Below are 20,095 nucleotides of genomic sequence, written 5' to 3'. Positions count from 1 at the left end.
CGCCCTCGCACCACCCTCCACGACCCCTCGACGTCCCCGGAGGACCTCCCATGACCACCAGCGAGCTGCTCCTGCCCGGCGCCACCACCATGGACGCCGTCACGCTGCACGTCGCCGACCTGCCGGGCATGACCGCGTACTACCGCGACGCCCTCGGCCTGACCGAGCTGGACGGCGCCGTCGCCCGCACCGCGGTCGACCTGGCCTCGCCGGGGACCTCGCGGGCGCAGCACGCCGTGCTCGGGCGGGGGACCACGCCGCTCGTCGTCCTGGTCCACACGCCGGGACTGCCCGCGCCAAAGCGCGGCGAGGCCGGGCTGTTCCACACCGCGCTGCTCTTCCCCGACCGCGCCGGGCTCGCCGACGCCGTGGCCCGCGCCGCCCAGCACCCCCGCTCGCGCTACGTCGGCTCCGCCGACCACCTCGTGTCGAACGCGTTCTACTTCACCGACCCCGAGGACAACGGCATCGAGCTGTACTGGGACCGCCCGCGCGAGCAGTGGGACTGGCAGGCCGGGCGCGTGGTCATGGACAACGCCCCGCTCGACCCGAACGCCTTCCTGCGCGAGCACGTCTCCGCACCCCTCGACCAGCCCGCCGGGGGCTCCGCCGAGGTCGGTCACGTGCACCTCAAGGTCGGCGACGTCCAGACCGCCCGCGCCTTCTACGTCGACACCCTCGGCTTCGAGGTGACCGCCGAGTGGCACGGCGCGCTGTTCGTGGCCGCCGGCGGCTACCACCACCACATGGCCATGAACACCTGGCAGAGCCGCGGCGCCGGTGCCCGCGCCGCGACCCTCGGCCTGGGGCAGGTGTCGCTGGTGCTGCCGGGACGCGCGGACCTCGACGCCCTGGTCGACCGGCTGCGCGCCGCCGGCGTCGACGTCCGCGACGACGGCCGCACGCTGCGCTTCGAGGACCCCTGGAGGAGCCTGCTCGAGGTCAGCGCCGCCGCCTGACCGCGCCGCTCCGCGCTGGGCGGATCCGGTCCCGTCCCCGGTGGGCGCAGGGTGGCCCTGGTCCACACCTACGGGACCGGGGCCACCCTGCGCCCACGGAGGGGAGGGGTCAGGAGGCGCGGCGCAGCCGCTCGGGCACCACGGCCTCGCGCGGCGCGGTCGGTCCGAACGCGCACGAGTCCACCCCGAGCCCGCGCAGCACAGCCTGCTCCACGGGCGAGTGCGCACCGGCCGTGCCGTCGGCGGGCCTGTCGAAGCGCATCGGCTCGCGCAGCGCGATCGGCGGGTTGGTGATGAGCCGCTGCGCGCGCAGCACGTTCTGCGAGGTCGCGTGCAGCGTGAACGGGTGCATGAGCACCACGTCGCCGGCCCTGCCCGTCATCTCGGTGAACTCGCGGCACCGGCTGATGAGCGGGGTCTCCTGCAGCTGCTCGGGCAGCAGCCCCTCGGGGTGCTCGGCCAGGTGGCGCGCCACCACGCCGACGGAGTCGGTGGCCACGAACGTGCCGCCGCCGGTGGGGAGCACGTCGGTCCACAGCACGATGGTCAGCAGCCCCTGCTCGGGGGAGTCCAGGAAGTGGCGGAAGAAGTCGCCGTCCTTGTGCCACCCCGGCACCTGCGGCGAGGGCGGGTCGAACGGGCGGTCCGCCCCCACGCCGAGGTTGGCGATGAAGCCGTCACCCCACTCCCACGGCAGGTCCACGCGCGGGTCGGCCTCGGTGTGCCCGAGCAGCTGCAGGGCCGCGGCGTGCGCGCGGGGCGCCAGCTGCGCCGCGTCGACGCGCTGCTCGGTGGGCAGGTGCACGCGCGGGCGCGTCCAGGTGGCGGTGTCGTCCGGGTCCACGCCGAGGCGCGACCAGCCCCGCTCCACCCAGCCCGGTGGCTGGGTGGAGGGGTCGAAGGCGCCCTCGACGACGACGACGCCGGTGGCCAGGAACTGCTCGACCTGCTCCGCCGACAGCGGTGCCTCGTCGACAGGGGTGTTCGTCATGGTGGTGCTCCGTGGGGTGCGTCTGCGGGCCGCCGAGGTGCTGCAGCGGGCGTGGGGGAGCGGGGGAGGCGTCAGCCCTTGAACGCGCCGTCCATGATCCCGGACACCATCTGGCGGCCGAAGAACGCGAACAGCACGAGCAGCGGGATGGTGACGAGGAAGGAGCCGGCCATCGCCAGCCCGAGGTCGACCGTGAGGTTGGACTGCAGCGCCTTGATGGCGATCTGCGCGGTGTAGACCTCCGGCGACTTCAGCACGATGAACGGCCACAGGAAGTCGTTCCAGGCGTTGACGAAGCCCAGCAGCCCCAGCACGAAGGCGGCGGGCCGCACGATGGGGAAGGCGATGCGGGTGAAGATCTGCCAGCTGCTGGCGCCGTCGACGCGGGCGGCCTGCAGCAGCTGGTCGTCGATGGTGGCCGAGATGTGCTGGCGCATCCAGAAGATGCCGAAGGCGCTGACCAGGCCCGGCACGACGAGCGCCTGCAGGGAGTCGACCCACCCCAGCTGAGCGATGATCATGTACTGGGGGATCACGGACAGCGACGCCGGCACCGTCATCGTCAGCACCAGCAGCAGGAACAGCGGGTCGCGCCCCTTGAAGCTGAGCTTGGCGAAGGCGAAGCCGGCCAGCGCGCACAGGAACGCCTGGCCCACCGCGATGAGCCCCGCCACGACCAGGCTGTTGAGCAGCGAGCGCAGGAACGGGATGGTCTCGAAGACCAGCTGGGTCACCACGAGCAGCCGCCCGCCGGGGACGACGCGCGGCGGCATCTCGGCGGCGGCCGCGGTGCCCGCCGAGGCCACCACGAACATCCAGTACAGCGGGAACAGGCAGGCCAGCGCCGCCAGGGTGAGGACGGCGTAGGTGTACCAGCGCACCCGCCCGACCTGGCGCGAGCGGGGCACCCTGTCCAGGCGCGGCTCGCGCCGCCGTCCCGGTGCCCCGGGCCGCCCGGCGGCCGGAGCGGTCTGAGCGGACTCCGCGAGCTGCGCCATCAGGCACGCCTCCCCACACGGCTGGACAGCAGGTAGTTGACGAGCGCGACCACCACGATGATCGCGAAGAGGGCCACGCCGATCGCGGAGCCGTAGCCGAAGTTGAAGACGCCGAAGCCCTGCTCGAACTGGAACAGCGACAGCGTCTGGCACTGCCGCTCGGCGCCGCAGGTGGTGCCCGAGGTGGGCTGCAGCAGCAGCGGCTCGGTGAAGATCTGCAGCCCGCCGATGGTCGAGGTGATGACCGTGAAGATGATCACCGGGCGCAGGGAGGGCAGGGTGATGGTGAAGAACTGCTTGACCTCCCCGGCGCCGTCCACCGAGGCCGCCTCGTACAGGTCGCGCGGCACGGCCTGCAGCGAGGCCAGGTAGAGCAGCGTGGTGTAGCCGAACCAGCGCCAGGTCACCATGACGGCGATGAGCACGTGGCTGCCGAGCACGGTGTTCTTGAAGTCGATGTGCTCGAAGCCCAGCAGCCCGATGACGAAGTTCAGCAGGCCGTAGTCCCGGTCGAAGAGCTGGGCGAAGACGATGGTGGTCGCCGCCACCGAGGTGATGTAGGGGATGAGCATCGACATCCGCCAGAAGTTCGCCCACCGCAGCCGCGCCTTGTTGAGCACCTGCGCGAGCACCAGGGCGATGAGCAGCTGCGGGACCGTGGACAGGACCCAGATGCTGAAGGTGTTGCGCAGCGCGTTCCAGAAGCGCGGGTCCTCCCCGAGCCGGACGAAGTTGTCCAGCCCCACGAAGGTGCGCTCGCCGATGGGGTTCCAGTCGTACAGCGCCACCACGAAGGTGAACAGCAGCGGGAACAGCCCGAAGACGGCGAACAGCAGGTAGAAGGGCGCGACGTAGCCGTAGGGCGCCAGGCGCTCCCAGCGGCTCTCGACGGGCTGGGAGGCGGTGGTCCCGCGGGTGACCCGCGAGGCCTGCGGGGTCAGGGTCGCGCTCACAGGTCGCCCACCACGATCTCGACGTTGCGCACGCCCTTGGCCCACGCCTGCGCCGGGTCGGCGGCGCTCAGCTCGACGGCCTTGATGGCGTTCTGCAGCTCGGTGCCGATCTCGGCCGTGTACCTGCCGACGGGGAACGGGGTGATGTCGAGCACCGCCTTCGTGAAGATCGCGCCGGTGGGCGCGTCGGAGAAGTAGGGGTCGGTCGCGGTCGCGAGCTCGGGCCGGGAGTAGTTCTCCGGCGTCGTGGGCAGCGACCCGGCGTCCAGGAAGTGCTGCAGCTGGCTGGCCGGGGACTGCACGTCGCGCACGTACTCCCAGGCGGCCTGCTTGCGCTCGGCGGCGGCGGGGATGGCCAGGTAGCTGCCGCCCCAGTTGCCGATGCCGTTGGGGATGGTCGCCAGGTCCCACTGGCCCTCCAGGTCGGGTGCCTGGGACTTGATGGTGCCGAGCATCCAGCTCGGTGAGCAGGTGACGGCGAAGGCGCCGCGGGCGATGCCGGCGTTCCAGGCGCTGCCGAAGGAGTCCACGCGCGCGGAGATGCCCGCCTCCAGGGCGTCCAGGGACCAGTCGAAGGCCTGGCGCACCTGGGGGTTGGTGTAGGCGTACTCCCCGTCGGCGTCGTAGAACTGCTCGCTGACCTGGCCGAGCGCCTGGAAGAACACCGAGGTGGCGGCGTTGTCCACGAAGGGGCTGCCGGTGGCCTCGGTGTAGCGCCGGCCCGTCTCGATGAAGCTGGGCCAGTCAGGCCACAGCGCGCTGACCTCCTCGCGCGAGGTCGGCAGCCCCGCGGCCTCGAAGAGGTCCTTGCGGTAGGCCACGGCCAGTCCGCCGACGTCGGTGGGGATGCCGATCACCTGCCCGCCCCGCGTGGTGGCCTGGGCGATGACCCAGTCCAGGTAGGGCGACCCGACGTCGTCGCCGCCCAGGGTGCGGTAGTCGACGAAGTTGTCGGGGGACAGGGCGAACTTGGGCAGGTCGGCGGCCTGCACGAGCGCGAGGTCGGGCACCTCGCCGCCGGCGATGGCGGTGGTGAGCGCCTGCGCGGTCTCCTGGGAGCTGCCGACCTCGGTGAGCTTGATGGTGACGCCGGGGTTGGCCTCCATGTAGCGCGCCACGTCGTCCTTCTGCCCGATGCCGGTGAAGGACCAGAACGTGAAGTCGCGCGGCCCGGACGGCGCCTGGGGGGCGCAGGCGCTGGCGGCCGCCGCGGCGCCGAGGCCGGCGAGCGCGTACGAGAGGACCTGCCGGCGCGAGGGGTGCGCGCGGCCGTCCGCGGGGCGGGGCGGGGGTGGGGCGGTGCTTCTCACGGGTCTCCCCTGGAGTCGGGGGCACGCGGGCAGCCGTGCGGGTCGGTGCGGCGGTGGGCCGCGTCGTCGTCGCCGGGCCGGGTGCTCGTCGTCGAGCGTCTTGATCTGCAGATCAGGAGCGTGTATCGATATAGGTGCTGTATCGATATAGAACTGCACGGCCCGCGCGCCGTCAAGGTGCCGGTGCGGTGTGCCGAGGACGACGACGACAGGGGAGGCTCTGCACGTGGTCACCATCCGCGACGTCGCCGCGGCGGCCGGCGTGTCGCCCATGTCCGTCTCCAACGCGCTGTCGGGGACCCGCCCGGTCTCGGAGGTGACGCGCGTCAAGGTGATGAGCGCCGTCGAGCGCCTCGGCTACCAGGTCAACACCGCCGCGCGCAGCCTGCGGCAGGGGCGCACCGGTGTGGTCGGCGTCGTCGTCCCCACCCTGGAGAGCCAGTACTACGCCCAGCTGTGCGGCCGCCTGGTCCGCCGCTTCGCCGAGGCCGGCCTGGCCGCCGTGGTCGAGGACACCGGCGCGACCTGGGAGCGGCAGGCCTCGGTCTTCCGCGACAGCCGCGTGGCCGCCTACGACGGCCTGGTGCTCTCCCCGATCGGCCTGTCCGAGGCGGAGCTGCGCACCTTCGCCGGCCGCCTGCCGCTGGTCGTCCTCGGCGAGCAGCAGCTGCACCGCACCGTCGACAGGGTCGGCATGGCCAACACCGAGGGAGCGGCAGCCGCCACGCGCGTGCTGCTCGCGCGCGGCTGCCGGCGCCTGGCCGTGGTCGGGGCGCCGCCGCTGGACGCCCTGGACGGCTCCGCCGAGCACGCCCTCGCCGAGGGCGCCGCCTTCGTCGAGCGCGCCCGCGGCTTCGCGGCCGAGGTCCGGCGGGTCAGCGGCGTCACCACGACGTCGGTCTACACCGGTTCCACCATCGCCGACGGGTGGCGCGCCGGGCACGAGCTGCTCGACGCCCACCCCGACGTCGACGGCGTGCTGTGCGCCACCGACACCCTGGCCCTGGGGGTGCTGCGCGCCCTGGCCGACCGCGGCGTGCGGGTGCCCGAGGACGTGCGCGTCATCGGCTTCGACGACGTGGAGGAGTCCCGCTTCAGCGTGCCCTCGCTGAGCAGTGTCGACCCCGGCCACGAGGAGATGGCCGAGGCCGCCGTGCGGCTGCTGGTGCGCCGCATCGCCGACCCCGCCGCCGAGCCGCGCGACGTGGTCGCCCCCGCCCGGGTGGTGGAGCGGGAGTCCACCGCCGGCCGGCGCGACACGCCGGGACGTCAGCCCGCGGGCTGACGGCCGGCGCCCCGCCCGGTCACTAGCGTGCGCGCGTGACGACGACGGGCGCCGAGGCGCTGCTGCCGGCCCCCCGCCCCGACGGCAGCGACCACGGCACCGCTGCGGGCACGAGCGCGGCGCCGCGGGTCCGGCTGGCCGGGGTCGACCTGGCGCGCGGGGTCGCCGTGCTGGGCATGTTCGCCGCGCACGCCGCCGCCGCCCCCACCCTGCTGGCCGCCGACCCCGCCACCTGGGGCGGGGTGGTCCACGGCCGCTCCTCGATCCTCTTCGCCACCCTCGCCGGCGTCTCGGTGGCGCTCATGACCGGGCGGACCACCCCGCCCGGCGACGGCGAGGTGGTGGCCGCGCGCGTGCGGGTGCTGGTCCGCGCGGCCTGCCTGTTCGGCCTCGGCGGGCTGCTGCAGCTGGTCAGCACCCCCGTCGCGGTGATCCTCGAGCACTACGCCGTGCTGCTGGTGCTGTGCGTGCCCGTGCTGCGCTGGCGACCCCGCCGCCTGCTGCTGGCCGCCGCGGCCGTCGCCCTCCTGGCGCCGTCCCTGCGCGTGCTGCTGCAGGCCGCCGAGGGCGCCTCGAGCTGGCTCGGGTACGGCGGCCAGCTGGGGGCGCTGGCCCTGGAGGGGCCCTACCCGGTGCTCGTGTGGGCGGCGTTCGTGCTGGCGGGGCTGGCGGTGGGGCGCTGCGACCTGGGCGCGGCGCGGGTGCGCCGGGCCCTCGTGGTGGGCGGGGTCGCGCTGGCGGTGCTCGGCTACGGCGCCTCCTGGGCCGTGACGCAGGCCGTGCCCTCCGCCGACCCGGCCGCCGTCGGCGCGGGGTCGGACCTGGCGTGGGACGGCTCGTCGTCGAGCTCCGGCCCGGGCCTGGTCCCCGGCGCCGGCGTGGACGTGACCGGCTCCACCTGCCAGCGCTGGTCGGAGGGCGCGGTGTACTGCGCCGCTGACGACGGGCCCAGCGCCTTCAACCCCGACGGCACCCAGGGGACCCCCGTGCCGGGCGAGGAGGGCGGGGGCTGGCGCAGCGCGCTGACCGCCGACCAGTTCCTCGGGGCGCAGGCGCACTCGGCCACCACGCCCGAGGTGCTCGGAAGCGGCGGCGTGGCCCTGGCCGTGCTCGGCGGCTGCCTGTGGCTGGCCGCTGCCCTGGCGCGGCGGCGCGCGGGCTGGCTGGTCGCGCCGGTGGCGGCGGTGGGCGCGATGCCCCTGACGGCGTACTGCGTGCACGCGGTGGCCCTGGCGCTCACCTCCCACCTGGCGTGGGACGGGCTGGACGCGCAGGGCGGTGGGCAGGAGGGGCAGAGCTGGCTGGCGGGCAGCTGGCAGCTGTGGGCGCTCTTCGCGGGCACCGCGCTGGTGGTGTGCCCGCTGTGGGGGCGCCTCGCCGGGCGCGGCCCCCTGGAGCGGCTGGTCTCCTGGGCGGCCGGGCGCGCCGCGCGGGCCTGAGCCCCGGCGGCGCGCCCGCCCCGTCGTCGTCCTCGGGCCCCCGCGGCTCAGCCGCGCAGCAGCGGGACGACGTCCTCGGTGAACTGCGTCAGGAAGCGGGTCTGGTCGTGCCCGGGGCCGTGGAAGACCAGGTGGTCGAAGCCGGCGTCGACGTAGCCCTTGACGGCGGCGGCGACCTCGGCGGGGTCGTCGGTGACGATCCAGCGCCTGGCCACCTGCTCGATGGGCAGCTCGTCGGCCAGGCGGCCCATCTCCACGGGGTCGTGCACCTGGGACTTCTGCTCCGGCGTCAGCGACAGCGGCGCCCAGAACCGGGTGTTCTCCAGCGCGCGCTCGTGGTCGCGGTCGTAGGAGAGCTTGACCTCGATGGTCCGCTCGATGTCGGCCTCGGTGCGCCCGGAGGCCTCCAGGCCCTCGCGCAGCGCCGGCAGCAGCGTCTCGGAGTACAGGTCCATGCCCTTGCCGGAGGTGCAGATGTACCCGTCGCCGGCGCGGCCGGCGTACTTGGTCACCCCCGGCCCGCCGGCGGCGATGAACACCGGCACGGGCTGCTCGGGCTTGTCGTAGACGGTGGCGTCGTGCAGGCGGTAGTAGTCGCCCTCGAAGGTCACCCGGTCCTCGGTCCACAGCGCGCGGATGAGGCGGACGGCCTCGCGCAGCCGGGCGAAGCGCTCCCTGGTCTCGGGGAAGGCGGCGCCGACGGCGTGCTCGTTGAGCGCCTCGCCGGTGCCGACGCCGAGGATGACCCGCCCCGGCGCCAGGCAGCCCAGGGTGGCGAAGGCCTGCGCGATGACGGCGGGGTTGTAGCGCAGCGTGGGGGTGAGCACCGAGGTGCCCAGCTGCACGCGGGAGGTCTTCGCGGCCACCCACGGCAGCCAGCTCAGCGCGGCTGGGGCGTGGCCGCCCTCGTGGCGCCACGGCTGGAAGTGGTCGGAGATCCACACCGAGTCCAGGCCCGACTCCTCGGCCTGCACGGCGAAGTCGGCCAGCTGGGCGGGGTCGAACTGCTCGGCGGACGCCTTGTAGCCGAGCTTCAGCTCGCGACGCGCATCACTCATGCCTCGATCCTCGTCCGTGCCAGCCTCGCCTGCGAGGTCAGCCCCCCACCCTCCCCGACGATCAAGGGAGTCAGCGCCGTGTCAGGGGGCGGACCACACCGGACGTGGCGCTCAGGCCCTTGATCGTCGCGGGGTGGGGGACGGGGCTGCTCAGGAGTGCTCGACGGCGGCGCGCTCCACCGGCAGGGCCGCCACGTAGCGGCGCAGGTAGGCGTCGAAGCCGGCGACGTCGTCGGGGTCGGGCTGCAGCGTCTCCAGCTGCGCGCCGGCGAAGACGGCCTCGTCGAGGTAGGCCGCCAGCTCGAGCTGCTCGCCGGACCCGTCACGCACCGCCGTGAAGGCCGCCAGGACGGCGATGCCCCACGCCCCGCCCTCGGCCGCGACGTCCCCGACCGAGACCGGCGTGTCGATGGCGGCGGCGAGGTGGCGCTGGGCGACGCCCTTCGTGCCGAAGACGCCGCCGTGGGCGAACATCCGCTCCAGGCGGACCCCCTCGGCGGTGAGCACGTCCATGCCGATCCGCAGCGTGGCGAAGGCCGCGTAGATCTGGGTGCGCATGAACGTCGGCAGGTCGAAGGGGCTGCCGGGCGTGCGCAGGAAGAGCGGCCGCCCCTCCTCCAGGTCGGTGATGGGCTCCCCGGAGAGGTAGTTGTAGGCGAGCATCCCGCCGCCGTCGGCCGCGCCGTCCAGGGAGGCCTCGAAGAGGGTGCGGAAGACGGCTCCGTCGTCGAGCGGGGAGCCGGCGGCCGCGGCGAACTGGCCGAACAGCCCCGCCCACGCGTTGAGCTCGGACGCGCCGTTGTTGCAGTGGACCATCGCCACCGGGTCCCCGGCGGGGGTGGTGACCAGGTCGAGCTCGCGGTGGACCTGCGACAGCGGGCCCTCGAGGACCACCATCGCGAAGATCGACGTCCCGGCGCTGACGTTGCCGGTGCGCGGCGCCACCGACCCGGTGGCCACCATGCCGGTGCCCGCGTCGCCCTCCGGCGGGCACAGCGGCGCCCCGGCCTGCAGCGCGCCGCTGGGGTCGAGCAGGCGCGCGCCGGCCTCGGTGAGGTGCCCGGCCACCTCGCCCGCGGGCAGCACCTGCGGCAGCACGTCGGTCAGCTGCCCGGCGAACCCGGCCTCGGCCAGGACGCGCTGGGCGGTGGCCAGCCGCTCGGCGTCGTAGGTGCCGGTGGCGCTGTCGATGGGGAAGACGCCGCTGGCGTCGCCGACGCCGAGCACGTGCTCGCCCGTGAGGACGTGGTGGACGTAGCCGGCCAGCGTGGTGGCCGTCGCCAGGCGGGGCAGGTGCTCCTCGCCGTCGAGCACGGCCTGGTGCAGGTGGGCGATGGACCAGCGGTGCGGCACGTTGAAGTCGAGCGCGGCGGACAGCTGCTCCACGGCCTGACCGGTGTGGGTGTTGCGCCAGGTGCGGAACGGCACCAGCAGCTCCCCGTCGGCGTCCAGGGCCAGGTAGCCGTGCATCATCGCCGAGACGCCCAGGCCGGCCAGGCGGGTCAGCTCCACCCCGTGCTCGGAGCGCACCGCGGCGGCCACCTGCGCGTAGGCGTCCTGCAAGCCGGTGCGCACGTCGTCCAGGGAGTAGGTCCACAGCCTGTCGACCAGCTGGTTCTCCCACGTGTGGCCGCCGGTGGCCAGCACGCGGTGGTCGGGCCCGATGAGCACCGCCTTGATGCGCGTCGAGCCGAGCTCGATGCCCAGGACTGCCCGTCCCTCAGTGATCTCCGTCGATGACTGCGTCGCCACGGGCACAGCCTGCCCGATCGATGGGAGCGTTCACAGCACGGGTCCTCCGGGCGGGGCCGGCTGACGGGCGGGCTGCGGGGTGGGCTGCGGCGCGGTCAGCTCCGCGCACCACCGGCGGAAGCCCTCCAGGAGGAAGGCCGTCGCCTCGCGGCTGACCCGAGCCGTGGGCACGAGGATGTCGAAGCCGTGGAAGCAGCCCGGGTAGACCCTGCTCTCCACCCGCACCCCGGCCTCGCGCAGCCGCTCGGCCCAGGTGACCACCTCGTCGTGGAAGGGCTCGGCGTCGCCGACGAAGGTCAGCACCGGCGGCAGCCCCCGCAGGTCCTGGGCCCGGGCGGGCGCTGCGGTGGCGGGCACGTCGGCGCGACCGCGCAGCGGCCCGAGGTAGGCGTCCCACGCGGCGTCGTTGGTCGCCGAGCTCCACACCGGGGCGGTGCTGCCGGTGGACGAGGGCGTCGGCCTGTCGTCGATCATCGGGTACAGCGGCACCTGGAAGGCGACGGCCACCTCCCCGCGCTCACGGGCCAGCAGGCACGTCGCGGCTGTGAGGCCCCCGCCGGCGCTCTCCCCACCCACGACGAGCTGGTCGGGGCGGGCGCCGAGCTCGGCGGCGTGGTCGCGCAGCCAGAGCAGCGCGTCGTAGCAGTCGTGCAGGGCCGCCGGGTACGGCCCGGCCGCGGACAGCCGGTAGTCGTTCAGGACGACGACGCAGCCCGTCGCCTCGACCAGCCGCCGCGCGGTGCGCACGCTCTGCTCGGGAGCGCCGACGGCGTAGCCGCCGCCGTGGATCCACAGCACGGCCGCGCCGGGGTCCGCCGTGCCGCTCGCCCCGTCCTGACCGCGCCCACCGCCGGCTCGCCGCCGCACCACCAGGAGCCGCTGCTGCCCTCCGTCGCGACGCGGGACCCAGCGCTGCAGCTGCTCGACCCCGCCGCCGAGGTCCTCCACCGCAGGGGTCGGGCGCAGGGCGCGGGCGGCCGCCGACACCGCGCCGATGACCCCCACCTGCCGCCGGAAGCTGCTGGCGCTGCGCGGCGTGAGGAGCGACATGAGCCGTCCCGCGCGTCGCAGGTCGGGGTCGTACCGGTCCAGGTCCACCGCGCCTCCTCGAGCACCGCCGTGGGAGGCAGGGTGCCACCACGGGCTGCACCGGCACCGGGTGGTCGCCCCGGACGCCCCGGACGCCCGGGCACCGCCCCGGGTGGCGCACGGGCCGCGGACGGTGCGGAGCCGCGGGCGGGGTCGGGAGATCCACCTGCGGGGGTCGGGTGCCGCGGGCAGGGTGAGGCCCATGGCCACCCCCCTGCGGATCCTCTTCATCGGCGGCACCGGCATCATCAGCTCGGCGGCCTCCGCGCTCGCGGTGGAGCGCGGCCACGAGCTGCACGTCCTCAACCGCGGCACCACGTCGCTGCGGCCGCTGCCCGAGGAGGCGGTGCGGCACACCGCCGACGTCCGCGACCCCGTCGCCGCGCGAGAGGCGCTGGGAGACCTGGAGTTCGACGCCGTCGTCGACTGGCTCTCCTTCACCCCCGACCACGTCCGCACCGCCACCGACCTGGTGCGCGGCCGCACCGGCCAGTACGTGTTCATCTCCTCGGCCTCGGCCTACCAGACCCCGCCGGAGCGCCTGCCCGTCACCGAGTCGACGCCGCTGCGCAACCCGTTCTGGCAGTACTCCCGCGACAAGATCGCCTGCGAGGACCTGCTGGTGTCGATGTACCGCGAGGAGGGCTTCCCGATGACGGTGGTGCGTCCCTCGCACACCTACGACCGCACGCTCGTCCCCTTCGACGGCGGCTGGTCGTTCGTGGAGCGGATGCGGCGCGGGCAGCCGGTCGTCGTCCCCGGGGACGGCACCTCGCTGTGGACCCTGACCCACCACACGGACTTCGCCGGGGCGCTCCTGCCGCTGCTCGCCCAGCCCCGGGCGCTGGGGGAGGCCTTCCACATCACCGGCGACGACGCCTGGACCTGGGACCAGATCGCCAGGGCCCTGGCGCGCGCCGCTGGCGTGGACGACCCCGAGCTCGTGCACGTGCCCTCCGACGCCATCAACGCCGTCGACCCCGAGTGGGGCGCGGGGCTGCTGGGCGACAAGGCCCACTCGATGGTCTTCGACAACAGCAAGGTCAAGTCGCTGGCCCCGGGCTGGCGGGCGGTGGTGCCCTTCGAGCGGGGAGCCGAGGAGATCGTCGCCTGGCACGACGAGGACGCCTCGCGCCGCACCGTCGACGAGCGCTGGGACGCGGTGGTCGACGGCCTGGTGGAGAGGTTCCGCGTGGCGTGACGGCCCGGGGCCGCCACGGCGAGGCCACGCCGGGCGCAGCGCCTCCTTGCGGTGTAAGAACGGGTGGTCGCCGCACCGACGCGGTGGCAGCGGCGCGGGGTCAGCGCCGCCGGCTCCAGACCGAGGAGGCCGTCGTGGCTCGTTCCGTGTCGTACTCGTCCCGCGCTGCCGCGCACCGCAGGACCGTCCCCACCCGCTTCGTGGCCGCTGGCGTGGGCGCGCTCCTGGTGGCGCTGGCAGCGCTGCTGGTGCTGGTGCCCGTGCTGGGGCTCGTCGGCGCCGCCGCGAGCGCGGGGCCCGTGCTGTCCGTGCCGGTCGGCTCCATCACCGCGGTGGTGGTGCTCGGCTTCCTGGTCGCCCTCGGCCTGCTCGTGGCCGCTGCGGTGTCCCGGCCGACGTGGCTCGCCTGGGGGCTGGTCGCCGTCGCCGTGCTGGTCGCGCTCGCGGCCTCGGTCTGGCCGATCATCGCCACCGCCGACCAGGCGGTCGACCGGGCCCGCGACATCTGGCCGTGGATCCAGCAGCTGGTGCAGCAGGTCCGTTCCTGAGCGGGCGCGGTTGACGGGCGCTGGAGCGCGGGGGAGCGGGTAGGGCGAGGACGGCGACGTCGAGCGCACGGGGTCCGCCGCCGCACCCAGGAGGTCGCCCGTGCCCGCCACCACCCGTCATCGCCCGCCCACCTCCGGGACCCGCCGTCGCGCCGGGACAGCCGGGGCTGCCGGTGTCGCCGGTGCCGCCGTCGGGGCCGCCGCCGTCGGGGGAGCGCTGCTCCTGCGCCGGGTCGTCGCCGTCGCCCGAGGCGGTCACGGCCACTCCCTGCGGGTGCGCGCCCTCGACGCCGCCGCCGGCGTCCTGCAGCCCAAGCGCCCCCTCGAGGCCGTGAGCACCCACCTCAACGGCTTCCACTTCTACGCCGACGAGCCCGACCGGCAGGTGGAGGCCACCCACCTGTGCAGCCACCGCCGCCCGGGCCTGCACCAGTGCGTCATCTACGACAGCGACGCCCCCGACGCCCGCCTCATCGGGGTGGAGTACATCGTGGGCGAGGAGGCCTTCCGGGCCCTGCCGGAGGAGGAGAAGCGGCTGTGGCACAGCCACCGCCACGAGGTGCGCTCCGGCACGCTCGTCGCCCCCGGGGTGCCCGAGGTCGCCGAGCACGCCCACGTCGAGCACCTCGCCGGCACCTACGGCAAGACCTTCCACACCTGGCAGTACGACCGGGACGAGGAGGTGCCCCTCGGCGTGCCGCGGCTGATGATGGCGTTCACCGGTGACGGCCAGCTGCGGGAGGACCTGCTCCGGGCCCGCGACGAGCGGCTGGGCACCTCGGCCGGGCGCAAGCGGCGCCAGCGGGAGGGCATCGCCGTCGGCGAGCCGGTGCCGGGCGCCGACGCGTGGGAGGGCGGCACCACACCGCAGCTGCGCGCCGAGGAGGTGCCGGTGCGCCACCCGGGGAGCGGCCCGTCGGCCGGAGGTCCGGCCGGTCCGGCGGCCGGCGCCGGCTGAGCGCTGCGGCCGCGGGCCGGCGCCGCGGCGTGGACGGCCTCGCGGAGCAGCGGCGACCTTCCCCTGTCGCGCCGCCCCGCGAGGCCGCCCGTCGATGGTACAGGTGTTCGACATCCGTGCGCCCGGGGGGCGGCCCGACCCGCCCGCCCGGCTCGACCCGCCTGCCCGGCCGGGCCCACGAGGCGGAGGTCAGGCGGCGGGCAGGCCCGCCCGCTCCTCCAGGGCGTCGGTGAGCAGGCCCACCAGCGCCTCCAGCTGGACGTCGACCGAGCCGCCGACCTCCTCGTCGGAGCCGTCCAGCGCGCGCGCCGCCAGCCCCGCCTTGCTGTCGATCATCGCGGCGATGCGCGCGTCGAGCGTCTGCGCGGCGATGACGCGCCAGGCGGTCACCGGCTCGGTCTGGCCGATCCGGTGCACCCTGTCGATGGCCTGGGTCTGCTCGGCGTCGGTCCACGACAGCTCGGCGAGCACCACGTCGGAGGCCACCTGCAGGTTCAGCCCCACCCCGGCGGCGGTCAGCGAGCACACCACCACGGCGACCTCGGGGTCGGTGGTGAAGGCGTCCACGTTGCGCTGGCGCACCTCGGGGGTCTGGCCGCCGCGCACCGAGGAGAAGCGCAGGCCCTGCCGGGAGAACAGCTCCTCGGCGGCGTCCATGACCTCCACGTGCTTGGCGAAGAAGACGACCTTGCCGGCGCTGCGCGCGAGCTGGGCGGTGTAGTCGGCCGCCAGCTCGGCCTTGGCGCGGCCGATGCGGCGCACCACGCTGAAGACGTTCTCGCCGTCGCCGCTCTCGGAGTCCTTGAGCTCGGCCTTGGCGACCCGCCGCACGAGCGCGGTGTCGATGACCGGCTCCGGGCGCGGCGCGGTGGCGCCCAGGGCCTCGCGCGCCTCCTCGACGGCCTCCGCCGCCTCCTCGGAGAGCTGCTCGTCGGCGGCAGCGGGGACCAGCTCGACGCGCGCGTCGTCGTCCTCGTCGCCCATCGCCAGCGCCCCCTCCAGCCCGGCGGCGGCGCGGTGGGCCAGCGCCCGCTCGTAGCGCTCCACCATGCGCAGCGCGAGGTCGCGCTCGGCGGCGCGCACCGAGCGGCCCGCGGGGCCGTCCAGGTCGACCGGCAGGTCGGCCACGCGGCGGGAGGGGATGTCGGCGGCGACGTCGACCTTGCGCCGGCGCACGATGCCGAGGTCGATGACGGCCCGGCGCGCGCCGGGGTAGAAGTCGGGGTCGGCGGGGGTCCTGTCCAGCTCCTCCAGCGCCTCCAGCAGGCGCGGCACCGGGCGGGTGCCGTCGGTCCAGCCGAGCAGCTGCCAGATGGCGCGGAAGTCGTCGACGTCGTTGATGAGCGGGGTGCCCGTCAGCGCCATGACCAGCGGGTCGGGGGTGCGGGCCCGGACCCGGTCGGCGATGGTGAGCACGTTCTGGGACCGCTGGGAGGTCTTGTTCTTGATGAAGTGGGCCTCGTCGACGACCATCCCGCGGAAGCCGAAGTCGCCCAGCCACCCCAGGTGCCTGTCGAGCACCTCGTAGTTGACCACCACGACGTCGGCGAAGCCGTTGACGCTCTCCCCGCTGCCCTGCACCACGGTCGCGGCGCGGTGCGGCACCCACAGCCCGGCCTCGCGGGCCCAGTTGGTCTTCACCACGCTGGGGACGACGACGAGCAGCGGGTAGGCCATCGCCGCCTCCGCGGCCAGCAGCGCCTGCGCGGTCTTGCCCAGGCCCGGCTCGTCGGCCAGCAGGAAGGTCCGGTGGCCCTGCGCCGCGGCGGCCACCACCTGGCCCTGGTGGAGCATGAGCTCCTTGCCGGCCGGTGTGTACTGCGCGGTGGGGGCGGGCAGGTCCATGCACGCCGCGTCACCGCCTCCGGCGCGCTCGAAGGCCGACAGCAGCGCCGCCACGAGGTCCCAGCCGCCCAGGCGGCGGGGCAGGAAGGCGTGGTCGGGCTGGGCGGTGAAGACGGGGGCCAGGAAGGGGTTGGCCAGCTGGCGCGAGGCCACCGAGGTCGGGACGACGGCGCGCTCGGAGGCGGCCGGTGCGGCGACGGCGCCGCCGGGCGGGGCGAAGGGGCTGGCCGCGGCGGTGCTCGCCTGCGGCGCGGGCAGCTCCGCCGGCGCCGGCTCGACGCCCGCCTCGCGCTGCATCTCGCGCAGCAGGGCGCGCGAGGAGGGCGCGACGACGGCGTCGTCGGAGAGCAGGTGCAGCAGCCCGGCGTCGCGCACCGCGGCCACGGCCAGCTGCTGGGCCACGCCGTCCAGGCGCTTGAGCCGCTCGGCCCGCTTGGCCTCGCCGGCGCCCGACTGCTGCACGCGCGCGCGCTCCTCGCGCAGCAGCAGCGCCACGGCCTGGAAGCGGGAGCGGACGGCGGGGGTCAGCCGGCCTGCGCGCACGGCCTGCTGCACCTCCCGCACCCCGTCGAGCAGCACCGTGACGACGTCCTTGCGCTGCTGGCGCCCGGAGGGCCCGCTGCGGCGGCCGCCGCCGCTCGCGCCGCTCCCTGCGCCGCGGGCGTCGCGGCGTCCGTCACCGCGGGGGGAGCTGCCGGTGCTGCGGCGTGCGTCGCCGCCGCGCTGGCCCTGGGCCAATGCCACCTCCTGGAGGCGTCCGGGCGCCGTGGCGCCACGTCGAGGCCCGCTGGTCCGGTGGCGCTCTGAGGGCGGCCGACCGCCGGGACCACCCGGCGTCGAGCCGGGGCCTGCGACCAGGGGGCGTTCGCGGACCATCGTAGGCGCCGCGAGCGGCTCGGCGCGCCGTCATCCCCGGCCGAGACACCGCTCGCGACGGCCTCACCGCAGCCGGCGCCCCTTCGGCGCAGCTGACGCCCCTTCGGCGCAGCCGGCGCCCCTTCGGCGGGTCTGATGGGGCGTCAGGTGCACCGGAGCAGCTCGGGGGTGGCGCGCACGCCCGTGGTCACGCTCAGGGGTGGGTGGTGCCCGCGCCGCGCAGGGGCACCTCGAGGCGCGCGGCCAGGTCCCTCACCGACGTGCCCCACGTCTCCAGGACGACGACGTCCGGCCCGCCGAGGTCGAACAGGGCGACGTCGGTGTAGACGCGGCTGACGCACCGCACGCCGGTCAGGGGGTAGGTGCACTCCGGCACGAGCTTGGCCGACCCGTCCTTGGCGAACAGCGTCATCATCACCAGCACGTCCTTGGCGCCGCCCGCGAGGTCCATCGCCCCGCCGACGGCGGGGATGGCGTCCGGTGCGCCGGTGTGCCAGTTGGCCAGGTCACCTCTGGCGGAGACCTGGAAGGCGCCGAGCACGCAGACGTCGAGGTGGCCGCCGCGCATCATGGCGAAGGAGTCGGCGTGGTGGAAGTAGGCCGCCCCCGCCAGCTCGGTGACGGGCACCTTGCCGGCGTTGGTGAGGTCGGGGTCGACCTCGTCGCCGTGGGCCTCCGGGCCCATGCCGAGCATGCCGTTCTCGGTGTGCAGCACCACGCCGCTGCCCTCGCGCAGGTGCGCCGCGACGCTGGTGGGCTGGCCGATGCCGAGGTTGACGTAGGAGCCGTCGGGGATGTCGCGGGCCACGACGGCGGCCATCTCCGCGCGCGTCAGCGGCCCGCGGCCGAGGTGCTCGACCGTGCTCGTCGTCGTCATCGCCCCTGCTCCTCGTCGGGCTGCCGGGTGGTGGACAGGTCGACCACGTGGTCGACGTAGATGCGGGGGGTGACCACCGCCTCGGGGTCGAGCGCCCCGGTGGGCACCACCTCGTCGACCTGGACGACGGTGACCGCGGCCGCCGTCGCCATGACGGGCCCGAAGTTGCGGGCGGTCTTGCGGTAGACGAGGTTGCCGACGCCGTCGGCGCGGTGCGCGCCGACGAGCGCCACGTCACCGCGCAGCGCCGTCTCCAGGACGTGCTCGCGCCCGTCGATGACCCGGGTCTCCTTGCCCTGCGCGAGCAGCGTGCCGGCGCCGGTGGGGCAGAAGAACGCGCCGATGCCGGCGCCCGCGGCCCGCATCCGCTCGGCCAGGGTGCCCTGCGGCACCACCTCCAGCTCGATCCGCCCGGCGCGGTAGAGCCCGTCGAAGACCCAGGAGTCCGACTGCCGGGGGAAGGAGCAGATGACCTTGCGCACCCGGCCGGCGGCCAGCAGCGCGGCCAGGCCGGTGTCGCCGTTGCCGGCGTTGTTGCTCACCACGGTGAGGTCGTCGGCGCCGTGGCGGATGAGCGCGTCGACCAGGGCCACCGGCATGCCGGCCATCCCGAAGCCGCCGACGAGCACCGTCATGCCGCTCGTGATGCCCGAGGCGGCGAGCGCGGCGTCGGCGGCCTCCTCGGCCGTCGTCCCGGTGTGGAACCGGGTGCGGCTCACCGGCTGGCCTCCTGGTTCTCCAGCACCACGGCCAGGCCCTGGCCCACGCCGATGCACAGGGCCGCCACGCCCCAGCGGGCGTCGCGCTCGCGCAGCACCGCGGCCAGCGTGCCCAGCAGCCGCGCGCCCGAGGCGCCCAGGGGGTGGCCCAGGGCGATGGCGCCGCCGCGGGTGTTGACGAGGTCGGGGTCGACGTCCCACGCGTCCAGGCAGGCCAGCGACTGCACGGCGAAGGCCTCGTTCAGCTCGACGGCGCCGACGTCGGACCAGCCGATCCCCGCGCGGGCCAGGGCCTGGTCCGCCGCCTCGATCGGGGCGAGCCCGAAGTCGCGGGGGTCCAGGGCGTGCGCGCCGCGGCCGGCGATGCGGGCCAGGGGGGCGGTGCCGAGCAGCTCGGCGGCGCGCTCGGAGCCGATGACCAGCGCGGCCGCGCCGTCGGTGAGGGGGCTGGCGTTGCCGGCGGTGATGGTGCCGCCGTCGGCGGGGGAGCGGAACGACGGCGTGAGCTTCGCGAGGGTCTGCGGGGTGGAGCCGTCGCGGACGCACTCGTCGCGGGTGAGCTCGACGCCGGGGACGTCGGTGACCAGGTGGTCGTAGAACCCGTCGGCCCACGCCTTCGCGGCGAGCTGGTGGGAACGGGCGGCGAAGGCGTCCTGGCGCTCGCGGCCGATGCCCAGGCGCTGGGCCAGCTGCTCGTTGCACTCCCCGAGCGAGGCGGTCCACTGGCTCGGCATGTTCGGGTTCACCAGCCGCCACCCCAGCGTCGTCGACGCCGCGGTGACGTCACCGGCGGGGAAGGCCCGCTCCGGCTTGGGCAGCACCCACGGCGCGCGCGACATCGACTCGACGCCACCGGTGACGACGACGTCGGCGTCGCCCGTCTCGATGCTGCGCGAGGCGAGCGCGGCGGCGTCGAGGGAGGAGCCGCACAGCCTGTTGACGGTGGTCGCGGGGACGCTCGTGGGCAGCCCGGCGAGCAGCACCGCCATGCGCCCGACGTTGCGGTTGTCCTCGCCGGCCTGGTTGGCGCAGCCCCAGACGACGTCGTCGATCCGCGCCGGATCCAGCGCAGGGGTCCGGGCCAGCGCTGCGGTGAGCGCCGTGGCGGCGAGGTCGTCGGGGCGCGCGGTGGCCAGCGCGCCGCCGAAGCGGCCGAACGGCGTGCGCGCGCTGGCGTACAGGTGGGCCGAGGGCATGGTGACGACGCTAGGCCGCTGATCGATCGGCGTCCAAGACG

17 protein-coding genes are annotated in these 20,095 nt (G+C 75.3%); 6 read left to right on the top strand and 11 right to left on the bottom strand.

Annotation, left to right across the window (positions count from 1 at the left end; all coding sequences use genetic code 11):
- Positions 1-50: 50 nt before the first annotated feature.
- Complete coding sequence (locus tag ACUN9U_RS13930; RefSeq protein ID WP_445485601.1) at positions 51-959, top strand: VOC family protein; 909 nt, start codon at positions 51-53, stop codon at positions 957-959.
- Positions 960-1,068: 109 nt separating this feature from the next.
- Here ACUN9U_RS13930 and ACUN9U_RS13925 read toward each other — a convergent pair whose 3' ends face one another.
- From ACUN9U_RS13925 to ACUN9U_RS13910, 4 genes are all read right to left on the bottom strand, one after another.
- On the bottom strand, positions 1,069-1,950 hold the full coding sequence (locus ACUN9U_RS13925; protein WP_445485600.1) for a hypothetical protein: 882 nt from the start codon (positions 1,948-1,950) through the stop codon (positions 1,069-1,071).
- Positions 1,951-2,021: 71 nt separating this feature from the next.
- Complete coding sequence (locus ACUN9U_RS13920; protein ID WP_445485599.1) at positions 2,022-2,948, bottom strand: carbohydrate ABC transporter permease; 927 nt, start codon at positions 2,946-2,948, stop codon at positions 2,022-2,024.
- Complete coding sequence (locus ACUN9U_RS13915; RefSeq protein WP_445485598.1) at positions 2,948-3,901, bottom strand: carbohydrate ABC transporter permease; 954 nt, start codon at positions 3,899-3,901, stop codon at positions 2,948-2,950. Before ACUN9U_RS13915 ends, ACUN9U_RS13920 begins: the two co-directional genes overlap by 1 nt.
- Positions 3,898-5,211, bottom strand: coding sequence for an ABC transporter substrate-binding protein (locus ACUN9U_RS13910; RefSeq protein WP_445485597.1), 1,314 nt, complete (start codon positions 5,209-5,211; stop codon positions 3,898-3,900). The genes ACUN9U_RS13915 and ACUN9U_RS13910 overlap by 4 nt, the downstream gene beginning before the upstream one ends.
- A gap of 226 nt (positions 5,212-5,437) precedes the next feature.
- Between ACUN9U_RS13910 and ACUN9U_RS13905 the strand changes: the two genes are divergently transcribed.
- Positions 5,438-6,496, top strand: a complete 1,059-nt coding sequence (locus ACUN9U_RS13905; RefSeq protein ID WP_445485596.1) for a LacI family DNA-binding transcriptional regulator — start codon at positions 5,438-5,440, stop codon at positions 6,494-6,496.
- A 35-nt stretch (positions 6,497-6,531) separates the two neighbouring features.
- Positions 6,532-7,935: a heparan-alpha-glucosaminide N-acetyltransferase domain-containing protein gene (locus ACUN9U_RS13900; RefSeq protein WP_445485595.1), complete on the top strand. Its 1,404-nt coding sequence runs from the start codon at positions 6,532-6,534 to the stop codon at positions 7,933-7,935.
- Positions 7,936-7,982: 47 nt separating this feature from the next.
- Here the strand turns inward: ACUN9U_RS13900 and fgd are convergent, their stop codons facing one another.
- From fgd to ACUN9U_RS13885, 3 genes are all read right to left on the bottom strand, one after another.
- The gene (fgd, locus tag ACUN9U_RS13895) at positions 7,983-8,993 is read right to left on the bottom strand and encodes a glucose-6-phosphate dehydrogenase (coenzyme-F420) (RefSeq protein ID WP_445485594.1); all 1,011 of its coding nucleotides are present in this window, start codon (positions 8,991-8,993) and stop codon (positions 7,983-7,985) included.
- A 150-nt stretch (positions 8,994-9,143) separates the two neighbouring features.
- A complete protein-coding gene (locus ACUN9U_RS13890; protein ID WP_445485593.1) occupies positions 9,144-10,745 on the bottom strand; it encodes a xylulokinase in 1,602 nt (533 codons plus the stop codon).
- Between the two features lie 30 nt (positions 10,746-10,775).
- Entirely contained in the window at positions 10,776-11,843 is a 1,068-nt protein-coding gene (locus tag ACUN9U_RS13885; protein ID WP_445485592.1) for an alpha/beta hydrolase, read from the bottom strand.
- Positions 11,844-12,036: 193 nt separating this feature from the next.
- On the opposite strand from ACUN9U_RS13885, the gene ACUN9U_RS13880 reads away from it, so the two are divergent.
- The 3 genes from ACUN9U_RS13880 (at position 12,037) to ACUN9U_RS13870 (ending at position 14,541) form a co-directional block, all read left to right on the top strand.
- Entirely contained in the window at positions 12,037-13,035 is a 999-nt protein-coding gene (locus ACUN9U_RS13880) for an SDR family oxidoreductase (protein WP_445485591.1), read from the top strand.
- Positions 13,036-13,169: 134 nt separating this feature from the next.
- Positions 13,170-13,583 (top strand): hypothetical protein, encoded by a 414-nt coding sequence (locus ACUN9U_RS13875; protein WP_445485590.1) that lies wholly within the window; start codon positions 13,170-13,172, stop codon positions 13,581-13,583.
- Positions 13,584-13,683: 100 nt separating this feature from the next.
- On the top strand, positions 13,684-14,541 hold the full coding sequence (locus ACUN9U_RS13870; RefSeq protein WP_445485589.1) for an OBAP family protein: 858 nt from the start codon (positions 13,684-13,686) through the stop codon (positions 14,539-14,541).
- A gap of 189 nt (positions 14,542-14,730) precedes the next feature.
- Here ACUN9U_RS13870 and ACUN9U_RS13865 read toward each other — a convergent pair whose 3' ends face one another.
- The 4 genes from ACUN9U_RS13865 to ACUN9U_RS13850 form a co-directional block, all read right to left on the bottom strand.
- The gene (locus ACUN9U_RS13865) at positions 14,731-16,965 is read right to left on the bottom strand and encodes a DEAD/DEAH box helicase (protein WP_445485661.1); all 2,235 of its coding nucleotides are present in this window, start codon (positions 16,963-16,965) and stop codon (positions 14,731-14,733) included.
- Positions 16,966-17,455: 490 nt separating this feature from the next.
- Positions 17,456-18,139: a 3-oxoacid CoA-transferase subunit B gene (locus tag ACUN9U_RS13860; RefSeq protein ID WP_445485588.1), complete on the bottom strand. Its 684-nt coding sequence runs from the start codon at positions 18,137-18,139 to the stop codon at positions 17,456-17,458.
- On the bottom strand, positions 18,136-18,858 hold the full coding sequence (locus ACUN9U_RS13855) for a 3-oxoacid CoA-transferase subunit A (protein ID WP_445485587.1): 723 nt from the start codon (positions 18,856-18,858) through the stop codon (positions 18,136-18,138). Before ACUN9U_RS13855 ends, ACUN9U_RS13860 begins: the two co-directional genes overlap by 4 nt.
- Positions 18,855-20,054: a thiolase family protein gene (locus ACUN9U_RS13850; protein ID WP_445485586.1), complete on the bottom strand. Its 1,200-nt coding sequence runs from the start codon at positions 20,052-20,054 to the stop codon at positions 18,855-18,857. Before ACUN9U_RS13850 ends, ACUN9U_RS13855 begins: the two co-directional genes overlap by 4 nt.
- Positions 20,055-20,095 lie beyond the last annotated feature (41 nt).

It is taken from the genome of Quadrisphaera sp. KR29, from assembly GCF_052644995.1.
This window is presented reverse-complemented; position numbering and strand designations above follow the sequence as displayed.